The sequence below is a fragment of the Luteitalea sp. genome (assembly GCA_009377605.1).
Classification (GTDB): Bacteria; Acidobacteriota; Vicinamibacteria; order Vicinamibacterales; family Vicinamibacteraceae; genus WHTT01.
Window position 1 is genome coordinate 21,361 of sequence record WHTT01000037.1, and the last position, 22,004, is coordinate 43,364.

16 protein-coding genes are annotated in these 22,004 nt (G+C 65.4%); 3 read left to right on the top strand and 13 right to left on the bottom strand.

The window, feature by feature from the left end; genetic code table 11:
* Nucleotides 1–49: 49 nt before the first annotated feature.
* The 10 genes from GEV06_14040 to hisI form a co-directional block, all read right to left on the bottom strand.
* Nucleotides 50–2,386 (bottom strand): M28 family peptidase, encoded by a 2,337-nt coding sequence (locus GEV06_14040; GenBank protein MPZ19015.1) that lies wholly within the window; start codon nt 2,384–2,386, stop codon nt 50–52.
* 10 nt (nt 2,387–2,396) lie between these two features.
* Nucleotides 2,397–3,950: a cell filamentation protein Fic gene (locus GEV06_14045; protein ID MPZ19016.1), complete on the bottom strand. Its 1,554-nt coding sequence runs from the start codon at nt 3,948–3,950 to the stop codon at nt 2,397–2,399.
* Nucleotides 3,951–4,096: 146 nt separating this feature from the next.
* A complete protein-coding gene (locus GEV06_14050; GenBank protein ID MPZ19017.1) occupies nt 4,097–4,774 on the bottom strand; it encodes a 1-(5-phosphoribosyl)-5-[(5-phosphoribosylamino)methylideneamino] imidazole-4-carboxamide isomerase in 678 nt (225 codons plus the stop codon).
* A 73-nt stretch (nt 4,775–4,847) separates the two neighbouring features.
* Nucleotides 4,848–5,621, bottom strand: a complete 774-nt coding sequence (gene hisF, locus GEV06_14055; protein ID MPZ19018.1) for an imidazole glycerol phosphate synthase subunit HisF — start codon at nt 5,619–5,621, stop codon at nt 4,848–4,850.
* A 17-nt stretch (nt 5,622–5,638) separates the two neighbouring features.
* On the bottom strand, nt 5,639–6,253 hold the full coding sequence (gene hisH / locus GEV06_14060; GenBank protein ID MPZ19019.1) for an imidazole glycerol phosphate synthase subunit HisH: 615 nt from the start codon (nt 6,251–6,253) through the stop codon (nt 5,639–5,641).
* A gap of 127 nt (nt 6,254–6,380) precedes the next feature.
* Nucleotides 6,381–6,968 carry an imidazoleglycerol-phosphate dehydratase HisB gene (gene hisB, locus GEV06_14065; GenBank protein ID MPZ19020.1) on the bottom strand — a complete coding sequence of 196 codons (588 nt, stop codon included), beginning with the start codon at nt 6,966–6,968 and terminating at the stop codon, nt 6,381–6,383.
* Between the two features lie 179 nt (nt 6,969–7,147).
* Nucleotides 7,148–8,185: an aminotransferase class I/II-fold pyridoxal phosphate-dependent enzyme gene (locus GEV06_14070; protein ID MPZ19021.1), complete on the bottom strand. Its 1,038-nt coding sequence runs from the start codon at nt 8,183–8,185 to the stop codon at nt 7,148–7,150.
* Nucleotides 8,182–9,447, bottom strand: coding sequence for a histidinol dehydrogenase (gene hisD / locus GEV06_14075; protein ID MPZ19022.1), 1,266 nt, complete (start codon nt 9,445–9,447; stop codon nt 8,182–8,184). Before hisD ends, GEV06_14070 begins: the two co-directional genes overlap by 4 nt.
* 1 nt (nt 9,448) lies before the next feature.
* Nucleotides 9,449–10,333 (bottom strand): ATP phosphoribosyltransferase, encoded by an 885-nt coding sequence (locus GEV06_14080; protein ID MPZ19023.1) that lies wholly within the window; start codon nt 10,331–10,333, stop codon nt 9,449–9,451.
* Complete coding sequence (gene hisI, locus GEV06_14085; protein ID MPZ19024.1) at nt 10,330–10,638, bottom strand: phosphoribosyl-AMP cyclohydrolase; 309 nt, start codon at nt 10,636–10,638, stop codon at nt 10,330–10,332. The genes GEV06_14080 and hisI overlap by 4 nt, the downstream gene beginning before the upstream one ends.
* A gap of 255 nt (nt 10,639–10,893) precedes the next feature.
* Between hisI and GEV06_14090 the strand changes: the two genes are divergently transcribed.
* Nucleotides 10,894–12,432 (top strand): hypothetical protein, encoded by a 1,539-nt coding sequence (locus GEV06_14090; protein MPZ19025.1) that lies wholly within the window; start codon nt 10,894–10,896, stop codon nt 12,430–12,432.
* 90 nt (nt 12,433–12,522) lie between these two features.
* Here GEV06_14090 and GEV06_14095 read toward each other — a convergent pair whose 3' ends face one another.
* Nucleotides 12,523–15,402: a protein kinase gene (locus GEV06_14095; protein MPZ19026.1), complete on the bottom strand. Its 2,880-nt coding sequence runs from the start codon at nt 15,400–15,402 to the stop codon at nt 12,523–12,525.
* Between the two features lie 156 nt (nt 15,403–15,558).
* On the opposite strand from GEV06_14095, the gene GEV06_14100 reads away from it, so the two are divergent.
* A complete protein-coding gene (locus GEV06_14100) occupies nt 15,559–16,578 on the top strand; it encodes an FHA domain-containing protein (protein ID MPZ19027.1) in 1,020 nt (339 codons plus the stop codon).
* Nucleotides 16,579–16,598: 20 nt separating this feature from the next.
* Nucleotides 16,599–17,135: an STAS domain-containing protein gene (locus GEV06_14105; GenBank protein ID MPZ19028.1), complete on the top strand. Its 537-nt coding sequence runs from the start codon at nt 16,599–16,601 to the stop codon at nt 17,133–17,135.
* Here the strand turns inward: GEV06_14105 and GEV06_14110 are convergent.
* Nucleotides 17,132–18,310, bottom strand: a complete 1,179-nt coding sequence (locus tag GEV06_14110) for a hypothetical protein (GenBank protein MPZ19029.1) — start codon at nt 18,308–18,310, stop codon at nt 17,132–17,134. The genes GEV06_14105 and GEV06_14110 overlap by 4 nt on opposite strands.
* Nucleotides 18,270–21,980 (bottom strand): NHLP bacteriocin export ABC transporter permease/ATPase subunit, encoded by a 3,711-nt coding sequence (locus GEV06_14115; protein ID MPZ19030.1) that lies wholly within the window; start codon nt 21,978–21,980, stop codon nt 18,270–18,272. Before GEV06_14115 ends, GEV06_14110 begins: the two co-directional genes overlap by 41 nt.
* Between the last annotated feature and the right edge of the window lie 24 nt (nt 21,981–22,004).

Below are 22,004 nucleotides of genomic sequence, written 5' to 3' on the forward strand. Positions count from 1 at the left end.
CCGGTGCGTTACAGAGCGATTACGTCGACACACGTAATCATTACGCTGATTAGCGTAGCACGAAATCAGGCACGGAGGTGTCCGGGGGCGTCCGCATGATCTCGGGAGCGGCAGAGACGAGATAGATAGAGCGTGCGGTCCAGACGAAGCGATCTTGCGGAAGCCAGCCCGGGAGGCCCTGCCAGCCGGCTCCCCCGGGAAGGCCTGACTGCACGATGACAACGGCGGCCTTCTGCAAACCATCGAGCGAGACGTTGCCGAGCCGCGCGCTGAGCACGACGCCATCCGCGGGCGGCGCGATCATGGTCGCTTGCCACCGATCGTCCCGGATGGTGCCGGCGAGATTGGACGTCACGGGTCGCACACCGCGCGGCAGGACGAAGGTCACCGTCAGGCCTCGAGCACGGGGCGTCACGGCAATCTCCAGGTCCAGGCCCGACGCGCCTGCCGCAATCCGCGCGGTGACGCCGGCGGGCGGGGCATCGAGCGCCGTGGCGGCAGTTCGGAAGACGAACGGCTGGGTGAGCGTCGGCAGCGGAACCGTGGTCGGCGGCGCCTCGGCGACGCGGCGCCATGCGACGCCCCGACGGCCGTGCAAATCGACGCCCGGCTCCTGGCCTGCCACTTCCCAGAACGCTCGACGCGCGATACCGTCCTGCACGAAACGAGCGAGACGACGGGCAGGCCGTTCCGTGGTGTACGCCGCGGACGCGTACGCGAGACCTCCGCTGACGACGAGCGCGACCAGCAGCGCCGCGCCGACCCACGTATGCGGCGTGCTCCGCCTCCGACGACCAATGACAATGGCCAGGAGTGGAGGTGTCAGCATCAGCCCGACGAGCCCGACCAGGGCCGGGTACGCCCAGAGCGGTGTGACCAACGGCAGCCGCCCGAACATCGGTGGAAGGAAGCCAGCGAGCTGTATGGCGTTGCTGCCCCAGAACAGCGCGGCCGTGCCCGCAATCAGGAGGGAGGCGACTCGCACCAAGAGCGCGCTACCGTGCGTGACCAGGAGCAGCGCGCCAGCGACGCCGACCGGTACCGACCAGAGGTGCGAGGCCGCAGGCGCCTTCCACGCGGTCACTGCCGTCAACACCACCCACGCCGGCAACGCCATGGCCCACACCCCGTCGGGCCTTCCGATCGCTCGCACCGCTGCGGGCAGTACCGCGGCGAGACGCCGCACCGCCCAACCGGCGGCGATGCCGGCGGTGACGAGAAAAAGATAGAACCAGTGTGGCGAGGCATACCAGGGGTGGAACTCGGCACGCGTCGCCCGGAGCGCCCAGGCCGCGGCCCACAGGCTTCCGCCAACCGCGGCAACGGCCAGCGCGCTCCACACGCCTGTTGAGATCAACCGGACGAGTCCGAACGCCCGATAGAGGTCAATCAGAAGCACGCCCCACGCCAGCACACCGAGCAGGAGAGCAGCGACAGCAATCCCCCTGCCGGTTGCAGGGCTGTAGACCAAGGCCCACCGCCCTGCCACGTCGAAGTAGGTTGCCGGCTCGCTGCGCCAGGCGATGCCGAGATCATCCAGACGCTCGACAATCGTCAGGGCGTTCTCCCCCATGTGCCGGATGGTCGGTCCGGAGACGCGCTCAGGCACGTCGCGAGCGGTGTGGTACGCGTAGCTGTCGCCAATGGGCGAGAAGTTGAGGCCGAACAGGGTCCCCTGCTTCAGGACCGAGAAGTCGGTGTCGTTCGGGAGATGCTTGTAGATTTCGGTGGCGTAGGAGGCGCCCGCCGGCCGCGCGGCGGCCGCCCAGGCGCTCAACGGCGTACCACTGCCCGGACCGACTTCGAACAGCAACGCCGGTCCCGATCCTCCCACGGCCTCGAAGTTCAAATAGGCGCGCGTCCGCTCGGCGAGCTCGGTATCCAACAAGGCGGCCCGTGCGCCCATCATGCCCACTTCTTCCGCATCGGTCAGGAGGATGATGAGGCTGTGTGTGAGGCGGGACCGCGCCAGTATACGCGCCGTCTCCACGCAGACCGCCGTACCGAGCGCATCGTCCATGGCGCCAGGTGCGTCGGCCACGGAGTCATAGTGTGCGACCAGCGCAATGGCCTCCCGGCGCGTACCGGTCTTCAGCGCAATGATGTTGGCAACCCGCGCCGTCGTGCCGTTCTCATGATCGACGGCGTCGGCTTCCTGCACGCGGACCGAGAAGCCGTAGAGCTGAAGCTGATCGACCAAATAGCTCCGTGCGCGGTCATTCGCGGCGGTGCCGACCGGCCGGCTGCCAATCGTGCCCGCCAGCATGCTGATGTGCGCGCGCGCGTTGGCTTCTTGAAAGCGACCGCCAGGTGCCGCACAGGCAATGCTCGCCGCTGCGATCAACGGCAGCAGCACTTGGGCGAGGCGCGGCGGTACACTCTTCATGGGTGTCTCGCTACACTGCTTTGGAGCCGGAATCTCCAAAGAGCTCGGCGTACACTGCCTCCACTCGAGTTGTTTCTTCGTTCGTCAGCGCCCGAAACTCCTGCTCACGAGCGCGCTTCGACAGACGTCCATGCCCCTGGGCGAGAAACCCACGCAGCCGCTCGACTTCTCGGTCCGGCATCTCGACCATCTCCTTTACCGCTGACGAAAATCTGTCGAACGCTTCCAAGAAGCGAACCTCTTCTGGCAGGTCGCGCTCGATGGTCTGTTCGACGCACGAATACAAGAATTCGGCGTGTGCGGTCGCATCGAAGTACCGGTAGTAGTCGGCTGTCTCGTTCAGGACCTCAACGTTGCTATCGGTCGTGGCGCGCCATTCAATGAGGGGCAATACCGCACCGGAATACGACTCCAGTACAGCACGGTATTCGTCAATCCGGCGAAGAATCGCCGCACTGATCGGAAACACGACGCCGGTTGGGTTGTAACCCGCAGCGCCGAGCACGTGGTGGATCAGCCACCGATGTAACCGGCCGTTGCCATCGACGAAGGGATGGACATAGACGAATCCAAACGCAATCGCAGCAGCAGCAGCCACAGGATCAACACCGCCTCGTACTGACCGGCCATCGTACGCAATGATGCCGTCGAGCAGGCCTTTGAGATCCTGGGGCCGTGCGCTGATGTGATCCGGCACAGGTTCCTGTGTCTCTCTGTCGTGAGTCCCCACGAATCCGCCTTCGTTGCGGAGCCCGAGCTTCACGAATCGTGCATCGCCTATCACCACGCGTTGAAGCCGTTCCAGTTCGTCAATCGTGACCGAATGCCGGCCTGCGTCACCAATCGCGCGGGCCCACCGCGCCGCTCGGGCGCTCGACGGGCGCTCACCCTCAATTGCGAACGACGATTTCGAGTCGCTGAGCAGAAGAAATGCCGCAGCCCGGGCAATGAGATCTTTTCGCGTGCGGCCGATGATCTCGCGAGCGCGAGCGTCGAACCCTTTCGCGACGGCTGCTTTGAGGTTCGGTGTCCAACGGATCATTGGACAGAAGCCGTGTACACCAGGCAGATTGTCGAGAACTTTGTGGCGAGGTGACGGTGCGCCCTTCTGGAGAGCCACCTGCTGTTCCGGATCGACTACCGGCACGGCTCGAACCTTACCGGGATCAGGCACCTCGAGCTCACGCCCAGTCAACCACTCATAGAGAAACCAAGCCCTCCGCGCGAAGGCGCCCGTTGGCGTTGCCCGCACAACCGTGGCGATCTCACGGGGCTCCACAGCCTTGAAGAGAGCGGCCAGCACGCCGAGATCGATGCCTTCCCACTTCAATGCAAAGAGGAGCTGCCCTTCGAGCGTATCGGGCGGACGATGACGAGGTGTCAACAGCAGCCAGGAACGGTTTAGTGCCGGGTGATGACGCTCGGCGATCGCGGTTAATCGTGTGGGGAGCGGAACCGCCAGATCGAAGCGTTCCGTGAGTGCAGCATAACCTGCCGGAAGCGCTGCTTCTGGCAGGGCTCGTCCGTGAAAATGATTCACTGGCTGCGAGAACCAATCACCCATGGCATATATCTAAAAAAATCTTCACCATGGCGCGCTTAATCTACATCAGGCGCGATGAATGTCGATCTAGTGCGATATATTATCACTGATAAGCTGAATCGAGAAAATCGTTCACCGGGCCACCGCTTTCCTCAGCGCAGCGGGAGCTATTCCAACGGCAGCAGACCGGTGTAAATGGCCATCCCCACAACGGCATCGACGCCCATCTGATCGAGGAGATCGATTTCGGCACGGGTCGTGATGCCGCCAGCGGCGGTCAGCGGCCGGCTCGTCGCCTCCCGCACGCGACGAATGGCTTCCATGTCAGTGCCCCGCATCAGCCCTTCAGTGTCGACGTGCGTGTAGAGGAACTCGCCGCAGTAAGGCTCGAGCGTCCGAACCGCCTCCACGGCGGTGAGGCCTGTCGACTCGCGCCAGCCGCGAACGACCACTTTGCCCTCGAAGCTATCCACGGCAGCGATGATGTGATCGGCGCCCACCGCCTCCGCGAGATGAGCGGCGAAGGCGGTGTCCACGTTGCCGTTCTTGAACAGGGAAGAGCCGACGATGACGTGGGTGGCGCCTGCGTCGAGGATCGCGCGCGCGCGATCGTGCGTCCGGATACCGCCGCCGACGCGACACCGCAGCTTCGTGCAGAGCCCTCGAACGAGCGCGTCATTGCTGCCGCTGTCGAGGGCGCCGTCGAGGTCGATCACCTGCACCTTCTCGAAGGCGGCGAACTTGTCCGCCCACGCTTGCACGTCATCGGACGCGAGTGCGAGCGTTCGTCCCTGGACGAGCTGCACCACCTGGCCACCTTTGAGATCAATCGAGGGGATCAACATATTCGGAGGTAGCGCCGCCTCTTCCCAGGTAGGGCCGCCTCGCCGAGGCGGCCGTCACCTCAGAGGCGTCCGTTTACGCCTGCGCACCAAGGACCATTCTGACGGGAATGCCCGCCAGCGCCAGATGCTGTTTGAGATCGTGGACGCCGTGCTCACGATAATGGAAGATCGAGGCGGCGAGCGCCGCGTCCGCGCGACCCGCTGTGAAGACCGCAGTGAAGTGATCGAAGCTTCCGGCGCCGCCAGAGGCGATGACCGGAATGGATACTGCCTCCGCCACGGCGGCGGTCAGCGCGCAGTCGAACCCCCGCCGTGTGCCATCGCGATCGATGGAGGTGAGCAGGATTTCCCCCGCCCCCTGTGTTGCCGCCTCACGCGCCCACTCGACCGCGTCGCGACCGGTATCAACGGTGCCGCTCTTGGCGTAAACGGCAAAGCGGTCACCCTGCCACTGCGCGTCGATCGCGACGACCACCGCTTGGCTCCCATAGCGCGCTGCGAGATCGGTGATGAGCGACGGCGTCGCGAGCGCAGCGGTATTGACGCTGACCTTGTCGGCCCCAGCCTCGATGGCCGCATCGGCATCCTCGAGTGACCGAATGCCGCCACCCACCGCGAGCGGGATGAAGAGCTCGCGCGCCACCGCACGTACCGTTGCCGCCATGGTGCGCCGCTTCTCGAGCGTGGCGGTGACGTCGAGGATGACGAGCTCGTCGATTCCCTCCTCGTTGTACCGGCGAGCGAGCGCAGCGGGGTCTCCAGCGGTCCGCAGACCTTCGAAGTTGATGCCTTTGACGACCTGACCGTCACGGACGTCGAGACAGGCGATGATGCGTTTCGAAAGCACGGCTTCAACGACCTCGCTCAGAGACACATTGCCATGAAGTTGCGCAGGATGCGGAGGCCGGCGTCGGCGGACTTCTCCGGATGGAACTGCACCCCAAATACCAGGTCGCGTTCGACAACGCTCGGGAAGGGTTCCCCGTGAGTCGTGAGTGCCACGGTGGCGGTGCTGGGTGGCGCGACGAAGGAGTGCGTGAAGTACGCCTGCGTGCCGCTCACGACACCCTCCAGCAGCCGGGAGGATCCGCGCAGGTCCAGGCTGTTCCAGCCTACGTGCGGAACCTTCAAGCGAAAAAGGGGGCTGTCCCCTTTTTCGCCGAGGCGGACGCACCGACCGGGGAGCACGCCGAGGCCCGAAAGAGTCGCCGCCTCCTCGCTTCCCTCGAACAACCATTGCAGGCCGAGGCAGATCCCGAGCAGCGGCCGGCGCTCGGCGACGGCCTGGCGGACGGCCCGGCGCCACGGCTCGTCCAAGGCGGCTGTGGCGCCGAAATTGCCGACGCCAGGCACGATGATGCCGGCCGCATCCGCCAGATCCTCCGGCGTGAGGGGTGTTCGCACCTCCGCGCCAATGAAGGCGAGCGCCTTCCGCACCGACGTCAGATTCCCGGCACGATAATCAATCAGCGCAATCATGATTCAGCAGCCCTGGCGGCCGCCTCGGCGAGGCGGCCCTACCGCCATGGTAGGGCGCGTTCGCCGAACGCGCCGTGCTCGTCAACCCCGGAGCTCGACCAAGAACCAAGAGCCAAGGACCAAGAACTTAGAGCAGCCCCTTCGTGCTCGGGAGCATACGAGCCAACTGTCGATCGCGAGCGCACGCCACCCGGAGGGCGCGCGCGAACGCCTTGAACACCGCTTCGACGCGATGGTGGCTGGAGCGGCCGTACATCACCTTGAGATGAACGTTGGCGCGGGCGCCTTGCGCGAACCCTTCGAAGAAATCGTGGATCAGCTCGGTCTGCAGATCGCCCACATACCGCGCGCGCACGTTGAGATCGACGACCACATGCGCGCGCCCGCCGAGATCAATCGCCGCCACGCCGAGCGTCTCGTCCATGGGCATCAGGAAGTAACCGGCACGGTTGATCCCGCGACGAGGCCCGAGCGCTTTGGAGAATGCGTCGCCGAGCGCGATGCCAACATCTTCCACCGTATGATGTTGGTCGACGTTGAGGTCACCTTTGGCCTCGACGGTGAGATCGAATGCGCCATGGCGCGCCGCCAGCTCCAGCATGTGATCGAGGAAGCGGATGCCGGTGCTGATCTGATAACGGCCTTTGCCTTCTATGCCGAGCGACACACGAACGTCGGTTTCGCGCGTTTGCCGATGAATGACCGCTCGCCGCATGGTGTTCCCCCTGAGTAGTGGTCAGTGGCGGTAGGGCGGCCCTTTATCCCCAGAGCTCACTTGTGTTGGCCTCGTTGGCAGACGTAGCGCAGGCCTTTAGGCCTGCCAATCGCGGCGCGAAATCTCTGCAGGCAGGCCTAAAGACCTGCGCTACGAGGACCACTCAAGTGAGCTGGTGGCTAGGGGCCGCTAGCCAGTACGTCTTCGAGCGCCCGCAGACATGCCTGAGTGTGGGCCACGACACCGGCAGTGATACGGGCACACCCGGCGCAGCCAGGCTGCGATGACCGGTCGCGCACGTAGATGCGCCGGGCGGACAGACCGGAGATCACCCGAGCAAGCGCCTCGCCAAAGTGCACCAGGACGAAGTTCGCCTCGCTTGGCCAATAGCGCAGCCCCAGTCGCCGGCACGCGTCGTAGATCAGCTCGCGCGACTCTTCGACCTGTGCGCGGTACCAGGCAACGTACTGCTGGTCGTCCAGCGCCACCGGCAGCACGGCGGCGACGACCGCGTTGAGGCTATATGGCGGCACGATACGTCGCAGGCGGCGAATGGCCTCGGCGTTGCCGATGACCGCGCCCGCCCGAAGGCCTGCGAGGCCGTACGCCTTCGCGAACGTTCGTCCCACGAGAACGTTTGGCCAGCGATCGAGCTCGCGAAGAAAGTTGTCGTCGGCGAAATCGGCGTAGGCTTCGTCCAGAAAGAGCGCGGCTGCTGGCGGCAATCCTCCTGCGATGCCGGCGATAGTGTCGCGTGGCACGAGCAGACCGCTGGGATTGGCCGGGCTCGCGAAGAACACCAGCCCTGTTTGGGGCGTCACCGCCGCACGGGTGGCCTCCAGCGGCACACCAAGCCGCTCATCGGGCGGCACCGTGACGATGCGCCCACCGGCTGCCTCGGTGGCGTCGGCGTACATGCCAAACGCCGGCTCGACGATGACGGCTTCGTTGGACGCGCCGCCCCGAAGCCAGGCCACTGCTGCGGCGAGGATGCCTTCGTCCAGGCCATTGGTCAGCAGCACGCGCGCCGGGTCCACGCCGAAGAAGCCCGCCACGGCTGCTTCTACGCAGCCATAGTCCGGGTATGTGGCCAGATCGTCGGCACCGAGGCGCGCCAGCGCCTCGAGCACCCGCGGCGAGCATCCGCCGGTGTTCTCGTTGAGGTGGAGACGCAAGCCGTCGCGCGGCACCTCGATTCGCTCGTACTCGTGCGTCATGGGCGCACCCGTTGGCGAGGCCGTGTGGCGGGATCCAGGCGAACCTTGATCGATGCGGCGTGGCCATGCAGGCCCTCCGCCTCGGCGAGCGTCGTCACCGTGGGGGCAATGGCGGCGAGCCCCTTTCGCGTGAGCCGCTGGAGGCTCGACACGCGAACGAAGTCCGACGCGCTCAACCCGCCGCGGAACCGCGCCGCCCCGTTGGTCGGAAGAACGTGATTCGACCCTGTCGCGTAATCGCCTGCGGCCTGGGCGCTCCACGGTCCGACGAACACCGTACCCGCCGTCACCTGGCGGGCGACAGCTTCGTCTTCGCAGACCAAGTGCTCTGGCGCGATGCGATTTGCAAGCGCAACGGCCTCGCGCACGCTGCGCGTCAGCACGATCCCGCCGTTCCGCTTGAGTGCCGCCGCCGCCGGTCCGTCGGCCGGCAGCCGCTCGTCCACGATGCGCGCGACCGCGCGTGCGAGCCGCCGGCTCGGTGTCAGCAGCAGCGCGCGGGCATCCACGTCGTGCTCCGCCTGCGCGAGGAGATCCGCGGCCACCCACGCGGCATCGCTGCCGCTGGCGATGACAACGATCTCGCTCGGACCCGCGTGAAAGTCGATGGCGCACTCGCGCGACACGAGCGCCTTCGCCGCGGCGACCCAGGTGCTTCCTGGACCGACGATCTTGTCAACGCGCGGGATCGTCGCGGTTCCGTACGCCAGCGCGGCCACCGCGTGCGCGCCGCCGACCCGAAAGAGGCGGTCCACGCGCGCCGCTGCCGCCGCCGCCAAGACGACTGGGTGCGGCCGCGGGCACACGGCGATCACCTCCTCGACGCCCGCCACACGCGCCGGAATGGCGGTCATCAGCAGCGACGACGGGAGGGGATAGCGGCCGCCGGGCACGTAACAGCCGACCCGTGCAAGCGGGGTCACGCGTTGCTCGACGACGATGCCAGGAGCCACGGTGAGCTTCCATCCGCGCGGCACTTGGGCCTTGGCTACCCGGCGAATGTGACGCGCTGCGGTGGCAAGCGCACGGCGCACCTGCAGCGGTGTCCGGCGTACGCCGTCCGCGATCTCGTCGCGCGTCACCTCAACCGGGCCATCGATCCGATCGTATTGCCGAGCGTACGCCACCACCGCTCGATCACCACCGCGCCGGACGTCGTCCACGATCGCACGAACCCGTCGCTCGATGCCGGAAGCCGCGAGCGGGCGGCGATCGATGAGCCGGGCCACGGCACGCGTGTCAGAAGAGACGATGATTTGCATCTCACATGACGATCTTGTTCAAGGGATACTCGACGATGCCTTCTGCTCCGGCGCCTTTGAGCTTCGGGATGAGATCTCTCACCGTCCGCTCTTCGATGATTGTGTTGAGCGCCACCCACTCCTCATCGGCGAGCGACGAGATGGTGGGACGTCGCAGCGCCGGCAACAACGCGAGCAGGTTTGCCAAGTCCGCCCGGCGGACGTTGAGCATGATGCCGACACGTCCGTGCGCAGCGATGGCAGCCTGGAGCAGCAGCGAGACATTCTCGATCTTGGTGCGCTTCCACGGGTCCGCCCACGCCTGCTCGTTGGCGACCAGCTGCGTGTTCGACTCCATCACCGTATCGATGATGCGCAGCCGGTTCGCCCGGAGCGTCGAGCCTGTCTCGGTGGCCTCGACGATGCCGTCGGCCAGGACGGGCGGCTTGACCTCGGTGGCGCCCCATGAAAACTCGACGGTGACCTTCACACCTTGCCTCCGGAAGTAGTCTTCGGTGACGCGGACAAGCTCGGTGGCAATCGTTCCACCCTCGAAGTCGCGCGCCTCCCGGAATCGCGACTCGTCGGGCGCTGCGAGCACCCAGCGCACGCGGCCGAAGCTCTGCTTGGCGTAGACGAGCTCGGCAACCCGGACCAGTTCCGGACCGCCGTTCGCAAGGCGATGCTCGGCAATCCAGTCCAGGCCGGTCAAGCCGGCGTCCAGGACGCCGTCCGCCACGTAGCGCGCCATTTCCTGCGCCCGGATCAGCAAGCACTCCAGCTCCGGATCGTCGCTGGCCGGGAAGTACGATCGTGCGCTCACGTAAAGGTTGAAGCCGGCCCGCGCGAAGAGCTGCACGGTAGCCTCCTGCAGCGAGCCCTTGGGGATGCCGAGGCGGAGTGTCATAGGTCCTTGAAAAAGCAGCTGCGCTCTCCCGTGTGGCACACGTTGCCGTCACCGAGGCGCTCGACACGAATCAGGAGCGTGTCCTCGTCGCAATCGACGAGCACGCGCTTGACGCGCAAGCGATTGCCAGACGTCTCTCCCTTCGTCCACAGCGCATGGCGCGTGCGGCTGAAGAACGTCACGTATCCGGTGGCGCGCGTGTGCTGCAGCGCCTCCTCGTTCATGAAGCCGACCATCAACACCTCGTTGCTCTCGTCATCCTGGACGACTGCGGGGATGAGGCCAGCCAGCTTGCTGAAGTCCATAAACGCAAAAAGCCTCGCCAGTGCTTGTCACCAGCGAGGCTGCGGGGTTGCGAGAATCTCGGGACTGTCGCTACCTGCGGGAAGCTCGTCTTCCACACTGGCCATCACCGGCACCACGGCTTAGGCGGTAGTGGTAGTGATGAGCGTGCAGCACAGGGCGATCGAACATCGTCGATTAGCCTAGCCGAGGCGCCCGCAGTGTGTCAAATCGGGAAAAAGATGCCTGTCATCTTTTTCACATGAATCCCCGGAAAGATGACAGGCATCTTTTTCCCGCAAGCTGATAGAATGCGCGGCGCACGCTTGGCCCCAGCTCGGCAGGAGCGCAGTATGACGTCCACACGACTGACAACGCTAGCGATCGCCGCGTCTACGATCCTGCCGGCGCCTGTCGCCGCGCAATCACAGGCGGAACGGAATCAACCGCTGGCCAGCTTTCTCAAGACGGTCGTCGCGCGTGCCGTCACGCTCAGCGACGCACCGCCGCCGCCTGATATCCCGGAGGCCATTGTTCACGAGGCGCACTTTTTGGCGGGCGCGAACCTGAGCGCGGCGCGAGGGGAGCTGAACAAAGCCATTGCCGTCCAGCTCGCCACATTCCCGCTGTCGTCCTCCTCCGGCGGCTTCAGTTACACCGTCGATCCCTCGACCGGCGCCGTCACGCCCATGAGCGCGACGTTCGGGCCGTTGTTCGCCGAGCGCGCCCTGACCATCGGCGAAGGCCAGTTCAACTTCGGGCTGACGTACCAACACGTCACTTACGACTCGTTCGAGGGCGTCGACCTCCGGTCGGGCGACATGCGGTTCTACTTGGAGCACAACAACTGCTGCGGCTCTCCGGAGGGACCAGCCGATCCCAACGGTCCGAGCGACCTCGAACCGTTCTTCGAACGGGACCTCATGGAGACCACGCTGGGAGTGCAGGTCGACACCGACAGTGTGGCGTTCTTCGGCACCTATGGCGTGACCGAGGACTTCGATGTCGGGCTGGCCATTCCGATCGTGAGCGTCAATCTCGATGTGACGGCCACCGCCGGAATCGTGCGGACCGCAACAGAGGACATTCCTCCACTTCACAGCTTCGACGGCCACGGAGGCGGAACGAACACGGTTCGAAGCAGCGCTGGCGCAACCGGTCTCGGCGACATCGTCTTGCGTGGGAAGTACGCGCTCTATCGGGATGCGATTGGCGCGGTGGCTGCCGGGCTCGACGTCAGGCTCCCCACGGGCGACCGCAACGACCTGCTCGGCACGGGAGCGACGCAGGCAAAGTTCTACCTCATTGGGTCTTCCGAGATCGGTCGTTTCAGCCCGCATGTGAACATCGGCTACACCTTCTCGTCGGGCAACGTCAGCCCCTTCGTGGACCAGGTGGTGAGCGCACCGGATGTGCCGTACGACGCCAACACCCCGGATGTCTCGGCGGTCAAGGATCTCTCCGTGCCGGACGAGATCAACTATGCCTTTGGCGTCAACGCGGCAGTGCTGCCGAGGGTGACGATGGCGTTCGATGTCGTTGGGCGAACGCTGCGCGATGTGCCGCGCTTCACGGTTGGTCGCCGGACCTTCGAGAGCCGCACCCCGGGGCCCTTGCCGTCCACTCCATTCCAGGGCGACGAGGAGCTCGTGTTCGAGACGACGACCGGTAACATGAACCTCGTGCTCGGCGCGTTCGGCTGGAAGATCAATGTGACGCGCACGCTGCTCTTGAACATGAGCTTCCTCGTTCCGATGAACGACTCGGGCCTGCAACCGGACATCACCCCGCATGTCGGATTCGATTACGTGTTCTAGCGGACCGCGGCCTCCGGCCGCGCTCCCCGACGCTCACTCGACGCCCCGAAACTTGACTCAACGAGTCAAGTTTTCGGTGCCTCAAGAGTTCTAGTCGACGATGACCCACGATTCCCCGGCCTTCTTCAAGCGCCAGGTCACGTTGAGAGAGCCCGTGGGCGGCAGGCCTCCGCGCTTCCAGACGTAGTCGTAGCGTAAGAAGCACTTGACCGTGGCGCTCTGACCGTCTGGAGCAATCTCGATGGAGGGATTGAGAATCGTGAGCGTGACCGATCGCAGCAGGGTGCCATAGGTCTGGGGAAATCCTTCGAACCCGGGCTGGAGCGCACGGATCTTGGCTTCGCTCAGGCTGCTGTAGGCCTCCTCGTACGCGTTCAGCACGCGACGAATTGCGGCGCGCTCAGTAGTCTGCATGGTGCCGGGCTTGGACGCGCGGGAAGCGCGCTCGGTACCAGCCGACGATGCGTCCCGTGAGGGGGAGGGCTTCTCCGTGCCCTTGCGTGGAGTGTCATCGGTCTTAGCGGTCGTGTCGCGTTCGCGGTCCGAGGGAGGCGAGACCGAACCGTTACCGTCTCTTTCTCTGGGTTCCCCGACCCCAGAGGCTGTTTTCGTCTGGCGGTCGCGGGCGCTCTCCGAAGCGCGCGGCCTTGGTTTACTGGCTGGCGGCTTCGTCGAGGCTTCACGCTCGTCCTCGAGCCGTGCCGCCTCGCGCTCAGTCGTGGGGCGGTCTGGCACCGGAGCGACGTCAGGCGGCACAGTCGATGACGCCGCCGGCGGTTCTACCGTGTCCGACGACGTTTCCGCGGGCGCACGGCTCGTCGTCGACCGTGCGGCTGTCGGGAGCACCGACTGGGCGGCGTGAGGCCAGCGAACCACCATGATTGCCGCCACGGCGATCAGGACCAATGCGCCGACGACTACCAAGCTCCGTCGATCTTGCAGAAGGCGGCGTGTCTGCAGCCCAGCCTGCCGCCCAGGCTGGCGCTGTGTGTTGCGCACGACTGCCGCAGCCCGACCTCTTCCGCTGCGCGTGTATGCACCGGCGACCGCCGCGGTGCGCCTCGCAGGGGCGATCATGCGCTCTCTGACGTAGTAACCGACAGCACGCCTGCTTCCGACACCGCGGCTGCGCAAGGCCTCCCATCGCTCTGTCCGCTTCTGGCGCGTCCGTGCCCGTCGAATGTCGCGGCGTGCGTGTGAGACAAGGGGATGGTCCAAGCCGTTCTCATCCAGCACGCCGAGCGCAGCAACCAACTGCCCTTGGTTGGCCAACGCACGCGCCCGTGCGACGGCGTCCCGTGCCACGCGGAGGCGCTCGGCCCCAGACGAGGCGGCGCGTCGGAGCGCCTCCACGGCCGAGGCGTGCGCCTCGTCTTCTGGCGCCTGGTCGATCAGCGCCACGGCTTCGTCGAAACGTTGACCCCGGATGGCTTCTCGTGTGGCAGCCAGCACAGCAGAGATACGCTGCTCGCGCTCTCGGTGGTCTTCCTCGCGTCGTTGCAGCGCCTGTTCCTCGTGACGCCGTTCTCGCTGCGCGACCTCCGCCCTGAGCTCTTGAAGCGCCTGCGTGACCACCACGTGTGGGGGCGCGTACGCTTCGAGGTCGCCAAGTGCTCCGGAGACGTCCCCCTTGGCAAAGCGCTCCCGCGCCTGCCTCACGGCCTCCTCGGCTGCTCGGAGCGCCTGGGCTCGTCTCCGCCCGGCAGTAATGGCTGCTTCTACGCGTGCCCGGAGCTCGAGCGCTTCGGAGCTCTGGGCGTCCAGCACGAGCGCCTCGGCGATGGCTCTCAACGCAGACTCGTGGGCACCGTCTTCCAGCTTTGCATGCGCGCGCTGCAGCGATGCCCGCACGGCACGATTCCGCTGCTCCGCGCGCTCCTGGTCGATTGCCGCGCGCTCGAGCTCGCGTCTGAGTGCCAACGCTTGCGGAAGGTTCGGGGCGCGCAACGTGGCGCGCCCAATCAAATCGGAGGCCATCGCGAGCTGGCCAGCGCTGAGGTGCTCAGCCGCTTGTTGGAGCCATGTGTCGACCTCGCGCCCGGCCTCCTCGGCGTTATCAGGCTGCGGGCCGAGCTTTCGCGGTCTGCTCGGTGTCGGCGTCGGGACGATGATGGTCGCCTCGTAGGTCGCGTCGAGCGCCGCGTCTCTCCCTTCGCCTTCGAGCCGGTGGCGCGCACGCTCGATATCGGCGCGCAACGTGAGCAGGTCCTGATACCGTGCGCCTGGCGTCTTGGCCAGACAACGCGAGACCATCGTGACGAGCTCCGCGTCCAAATCAACACAGAGCTCCGAGATCGGTACCGGCTCGGCGTGCATGATCTTGGAGATCACCTCCACGAACGTGCCGCTGAACGCCTGTCGGTAGGAGAGGATCTCGTAGAAGACCGCACCTACCGAAAAGATGTCGCTGCGATGGTCGAGGGCATCGGCGGACACCTGCTCCGGCGACATGTAATTCACCGTGCCCACGAGCGTCCCCATCTGCGTCAGACCGGGCCCCGCCATGCGAACGATGCCGAAGTCGAGCACCTTGAGCACGCTCTGGTTATCGACCATGAGGTTGGCCGGTTTCACATCGCGGTGCACGATGCCGGCACGATGGGCGCACGCAAGACCGGCGCAGAGGTCCTCGAGAAGCTTGAGGCGATAGCCGAGTGGAAGGATCGCGCGTCGGCGCGTGAGCTCGGCCAGCGATTCGCCGGCGACGTATTCCATGGCAATGAACGGCCGCCCGTCGTGGTCGCCGAGCTCGTAAATGGTGACGATATTTGGATGGGCCAAGCGCGCGATCGCGCGCGCCTCTCGCTCGAAGCGCTTCAGGAGCTCCTCGTGATCGAATTCCCGCAGCAGTTTCAGGGCGACGAGCCGGTCGAGCTTGGCGTCGTGGGCGAGGTACACCTCCGCCATCCCGCCGCGACCCAGCCGCTCGTGCACGGTATACTTGCCGATCCTGGAGGGGAGGCCGGACATGGGGTCCCCGGCGATGCTCGAACGCCGAATTTCTCGGATTCTACTTCATCGCCCCAGCCGCCCGTCTATCGCGGCGGCAGGCGGAAGCGAGCTGACGCAGGCAGCTCATCCGGGATGAATGGGCCGCTATAATGCGATTTTGGCCAAGGATGGCGCATGGAGCACGAAGACCTGGATGTGGACGTCTCGGCCCTCACGGCGCTCATCGAGCTGAGGAAGCAGGAAGAGCTCCTCGATTCATACTGCCGCCGAGCCGACGAGCTCAAGGGCCGGGTCGATGCCGCGGTGTTCGATCGCGTGACCAATGACTACAGCACCCGCCGACGCGCACTCGAGGAGCAGGCAGCTCCGCTAAAGGTGCGCGCAAGCACCGAGTATCGCAAGCTACGGCTCCTCTACGCGCGGGTGCAGCGCACACACGATGCCGCCAAGCTCGATAAGGAAGAGGTCGAGTTTCGCCATGCGATTGGCGAGATCGACGATGCCGCCCTCGCCGAGCGCGTCGGCGAACCGGACGAGATCTTGGCGAAGTGTGCGAGCGAGATGGCGGCCCTCGACGAGCAGGAAGCGCTCTTTCGTGACGCCTGTCCCGAGCTGCCGGTTGGCGAGGAGGCGATCCAGGAGCTCCCATTACCGGAGTCTGCGTCATCCTCAGACGAAGAGGGTATGGGGGGGACACCCATCGATGGAGAGCCGGCGGAGGCAGAGAGTGACCTGACGCGTGAGGTGCCGAACGCCCTCCATCTGGTGGACGGCGGTTCCGCAGTACCAGTGGACGGGACGGCTGAAACGCCGGTACCAGACACCATCGACGGCGCATCCCTGGAATCGAGCGAAGCCAACGAGCAGACCTTCATCGTTCCCAAAGCGATGCTGCTGAGCGACGAGGACGAGGGGAAGTCGATCAACTATCCGCTGGGAGCTGTGAATTACATCGGTCGGTCCCCGGACAATCAGCTCCAGCTTTCGCGTCCAGGCGTCTCCCGCCGCCATGCCGTGATCATGGCCACGGCCACGGGTGCTTATACGATACGCGACCTCAACTCTCAGAACGGCACCTACATCAACGGGGAGCGCATCAAGGAAGGGCCGCTCGAGGACGGTGATCGCATCTCGATTGGACAAGTGGATTTGGCGTTTCGAACGACTGTCGACGAGGCCCGTCCGCAGAGCTGAGCACGCGCAGCCGAATCCCCATGGAGGTCAAGGTCGATCGGCAGGACGAGTTGGTGACGGTCGCCTTGCTTGGCACCGTGGATGGTCGAGCGGCTGTCGAGCTCGAGCGGATACTGCTCGAGACTGCGCGCGATGGCGTGCGGTTCTTGGTCATCGATTTCAGTGCTGTCAGGCTGTTCGAAGGTGCCGGCATCCGTGTCCTGATCATGCTGAGGCGCAAGCTGGACGCGGCGCAAGGGATGCTCATCCTGTGCGCGCTTCCTCCTCACGTGCACGACGTGTTGGACGTGGCGGGCCTTGCGGGTCAATTCACGATTGTACCGACCGGCGCGGACGCATTGGCGTGCCTTCCGACCGCGGCGCCCGAGGATTCGGAACAAAGAGCGCTTGCCCACCGAGTGGTCCGTCTCCTCACCATTGGAGAATCACTACCCGATCCGGGGCTCACCCCGAGCGCCGATCGCCGCACGAGCTCCACCACGCTCGCCCACCACGTTGCCGATCTGCTGTCCGACGCGCTCGACCGGGAGAGCAGCCTGCCACGGCCCGATCTTTAGGTCGGGCGCGGAGAAGCCAAGCGCCGTTCCAGGCGCTCCTGTAGGTCCTCGGCCGCCAGCTCCTCGAGGCTCAAGCCAATCAGCGCATGAATCAAGCGTCCGACGCCGGCCGCATCGTCGAGATCGAGCTGTGCACGTTCAAGCGTCTCGAGCCGTTCCGTGGCACGATGCACGAGCTGCGCCACGACCGCGAAGGCGCGCGGCGACAACGGCGGCTCGCCGCAGTACTGCGCCAGGCGACCGCCGGATCGGAACGACGGATACGCCTCGAGTCCTAGGAAGCGCCGTGCCAGCTCGCCGTGGTACTTGCCGAAGGCTCGAACCAGCCCGATGAAGTCCGCCACGAGCTCGTCGGCCGCGTGGCTGCGCAGGGCGCCGAAGAGACGCCACGTGACGTAATGCGTCAGCTCGTGCTCGCGTCGAATGACCAACGACCGGGCCAGCCACTCCTGCCCTGAAATTCCGGCATCCTCGGCCGACACATCGCTGTAGGGTCCGGAGCTGAGCAGCACGAATCGGTCCTGATACAGCTCCTTGCGTTGACCGAACGCACGGAGCTCGCTCGACCATGCTTGTTCGTCGCCGGTCGTCCCTTGTCGCTGCTCCCAATGGGTCCGATACGCGGCGACCCGGTCCCAGTTCGTCAACCCCTTGACCAAGCAAGCCCCCATCGCGGCCGGCACCGAACGAGGCTCGTTGCGTTCCGTGAACGCTTGCACAAGGGCGACGAAGTCGTCGCGACATGGGGCGACGACAATAGGGATGCAGCCTCCAGCGCTCGGCGCAATCATCAGCTCGAGGTGCGCCGGCTCGCGCAGGACCAGGCCGGGCGCGAAGGCCGCTGCCGCACCAAAGTCGCCGCGTCGGGTGGCAGCGCGGTAAGCTGGATCGTGGCTCACATTCGTGCGGATCGGAAAGCGAAGCTGCGGGAACACCGCCTGGAGTGCATCGAACGCACCGACGCGTCGGGCCTCGCGCTCGTACAGCCGCCAGCGCTCGACGTGCGGCTCGTCGGCGAGCGGCCACCGCTGGGATGTGATTGGTGCGCGGTAGGGATTCTCGGTGTAGGCGAGCACCTCGCCCGCAACGTCGCGCGCCACGCCGAGGCGGTCGAGCAGTTGCGCACGTTCCTCTCTATGCCAGTTGCCGCCTTGCGAGCTCGGCGAACTTACCATCGTGCTCCATCAGCTCCCGATAGGTGCCCATCTCGACGATCTGTCCTCCTTCGAGGTAGCAGATCTTGTCGGCGTTGATCACGGTGCTCAGGCGATGCGCAATGACGATGCGGGTTGCTTCCATCTTGTCGAGGCTCTCGGTCACGATGGCCTGTGTGCGATTGTCCAGAGCGCTCGTCGCCTCGTCGAGATAGATGATCTTCGGCTTGCCGACGATCGCCCGCGCGATCATGAGGCGTTGCCGCTGGCCTCCCGACAGCGTCCCGCCGCCTTCAGATACGTAGGTATGCATACCCATCGGCATCTGGCGGATGTCCTCGGCGAGGCCGGCCTTCTCCGCCGCCTCCCACGCCTCCGCGAGGCTGCGCGACGTCACGCCGATGATGTTGCGATAGATCTCGGTCGGCATCACGCGACTCACTTGGAGCACCACGCCAATCTGCTGGCGTACCATCCGCAGGTCCAGCGACGACAGATCCTGTCCATCGTAGAAGATCGATCCGCTCGTTGGCTGCTCGAACCCCAGCATCAGCCGCATGAGCGTGGACTTGCCACAGCCCGACGGGCCAACGAAGGCGACGAGCTTACCGGGGTTGATCTTGAGCGAGAGGGTCTTGATGATCCAGGGGCCATCGCTGCTGTATCTGAAATGGACGTGCGACAGCTCGATCTCGCCCCGAAGCTTCCCCGGGAACGCCTTCGAGCGGTCGACTTCAGGGGACGTCGTCAGGATCGGCTTCAAGCGCTCGTAGAACGGGAGGATGCGGAGCAATTGGAGCGACGCATCACCCAGCGCCTGCATCGCCGCAAGAAAGAGCCCGTAGGCCGCAGTGAACGCAATGAAATCGCCGGTCGTGAGTCCCGGCTCGTTGGATGCGGCGGCCCGCTGCTGCTCGCCGATGACGACATAGAAGATGGCGATCGACGACACCACCGGGAACACAGCGCTGAAGACGGCGACGGCGCTCTGGATGGTGCCAACCGTGAAGCTCAGACGACGCTGCCGAGCAAACTGCTGCGCCCAGACGCGGAAGGCATGCGGCTCTGCCCCAGAGATACGCAGCTTCGAGACGCCGCTGATCAAGTTGAGCACGAGACCGGCGATCTGACCGATCAATTGAACTTCTCTGCGCTGGTATCGGAGCTGTGAGTAGTTGCCGACCAGGGTGACGCTCACGTAGACGATCGTCAACGCGACCGCCAACAGCGCCAGGTGCATGCTGTAGGTGAACATCTGGACGACAAAGAACACCCCGCTCAGCGAGCCCAGAATCGCCGCGACGCCGGCACCGGAGATCAGTTGCTGAATCTGATCGACACCGTTCGCGCGATCGGCGAGGTCTCCCGCAGCATACGTCCGGAAGAAATTCGCGGGCAGGTTCAACAACCGATCCCAGATCGCCGTCTGCAGCGCGTTTTCCATCCGGGCCTGTAAGCGCACGGTCGCGACGCCCTGGGTCAGCTTGAAGAGCGATCCCGCGAGCGCCGCGAGAAACAGCGCCAGGCCGAAGACCACGAGTGATGAACGGTCCGCCTGCGGGATCGCCGAGTCGAAGAGCTGACCCGTGAGGTAAGGCGTTGCCGTGCCGAAGATGCCGATCGCGATGGCGGTGACAACGAGCCACCGGACGTCGCTCTTGACGCCGCGTGCCGCGAACCGGCCAACGTCGACCACCGACAGCGGCCCGTCCGGAAACGGACGGTAGAACGTGTAGGCGAACGGGGCGAGTCGCGCCGCCACCGCTTCGGTGACCGGCGCGCGACGCCCCGATCTGGGATCGACATACACGTACTCGTTTGCGCCTCCCGGCAGCAGCGCGACCGGGAGGGCGCTTTCGCTGAGCTGCCCCAGCAGGGGGCCGTGATCGCGGCTCCACCAGTCGTCGCGAAGCGCGACGACACGTGTCCGGAATGCTGACGCCGTTGCGATCGCGGAGACCATCTCTTCGTACGTCAAGTCTTCGGCCGAGGCTGGAGGCCGTCTGACGTCCATTCCCAACGCGTGACCAACCAAGGTGCAGGCTTTGAGCACCGGTTCGGTTGCCACGGAGTCCAGGAACTCGCGGGGTGTGACCGCCTCGGCCCGGAGAACCGCTCCAATGGCGTCATACGCCGCTTCCTGCGCTTCGTCTTGGTGACGCGCCTTTCGCCGCAGCCGCACGTACTCCTCGGCTGCCGCGAGCTGCTTTGCGACGAACTGGCACTCGTAGAGAACCTGATGGAAGACATCGAGACTGTGCCAGAACGCGGTCTCTCGAATGACCTCGGCTGTCGGCCGCGGCGTCAGCGTCAGATCGCCGAGCTCGTCGCCAATCGGGCGGATCCAGGAATCCGGCGTTACCGGAAAGAGCGCTCGCTTGCGCGGGAATACGGGTGTGCTGAGGTCGTCGAACAAGATGCCGCCGCTCCAGGCATCCACCCAGAGAACGCCTTCCGCCGCCGTGGCCTTGCTCTCGCGGTCCAGCGTGCAGGTCCGCCCAGACTCCAGCACCTGTTCGCCGGCGCGCTTGACCGGGATGTCGCGCGCCAGCGCCTTCGAGAGCGTCGTAATCCAGGTGTCGACGAGGGCCGCTATCGTGTCGACCTGCTGTGGCGTCCTTGCCAGCTCGCGCAGACGCGACAGACCGATGCGGCGTAGCCACGTGCCCGGCTTCGCAACGGCGAGGAACCCTGAGTCGCATCCGGGTCGGCGCAAGTCGAAGCCAAAACAGCACTGGCCGGGCATCACGCCAAGAAAATGTGACCGCGGCCCGACCGGATGTCCCTTTTCCAGCGCCACCGTGAAGACGAGCAGGCCACCGGACACCACGTACCAGAGGCTCGTTGAATCGTCGAGGAGGAACGGATGGTGCGCAACGGCTTCGATCAGCTCGCCTTCGTCCTCGATTCGCCGTGTTCTCGCCAAGAGGCTCGCGGGCGCCGGGATGACTACGGTCTCACTGAAGTCGAGAATGTTGAGATCGACCTGTGCCGTCGGGTCGTCCTGACCGAGACACTCGAGCACAATCTGGTGGCCAATCCGTATCTGATCGCCGGGCCGTAGATCGGCGCTGGCGACTTGCCGGCTGCCCATCCACACGCCGCCTTGGCTGTCGAGGTCGACGATGCGCAGGCCGCTCGATGTGCGCTCGAGGCGGGCATGCCGTCGCGAAACGTGCTTCTCGCCAAGGACGATGTCGGAGGAGGGGGCGCGTCCGATCGTGGCGGCGTCGCCATCGAGCTGGAAGATGGTGCCTTCACGAACGTGCTCGCCACCATGGACCACCTTGAGCGCGAGCGGCGGAGCCGGTGCTCGAGGCGCTACGGGCTGAGCCTCGACGGGCGACGAGACGCCACCGGTTAGCGGGCGACATTCGAAAACGGTCGATCCAATGCGAAACTGCTGACCGGGCGCGACCACCGTCTCAGCCACGCGATCGGCCCCGACCCAGACACCGTTGCCGCTGCCGAGATCCACCACACGGATGCCCGAGGGTGTCCATTCCACACGGGCATGCCGCCGCGACACGCTCGGATCCGTGAGCACCACGCCACAGCTGCCGTCGCGGCCGATGATCACCGATGAATCGACACGAATTGCGTGGTCGGATGGTTGACCCTCGGTGGTGGCGACTACACGGAGGAGAAAGACCATCTCGGTCACGTGCGGGTCGGGTGTCGTGCTGGCCAAAATCAGGATTCAGGATTCAGGATG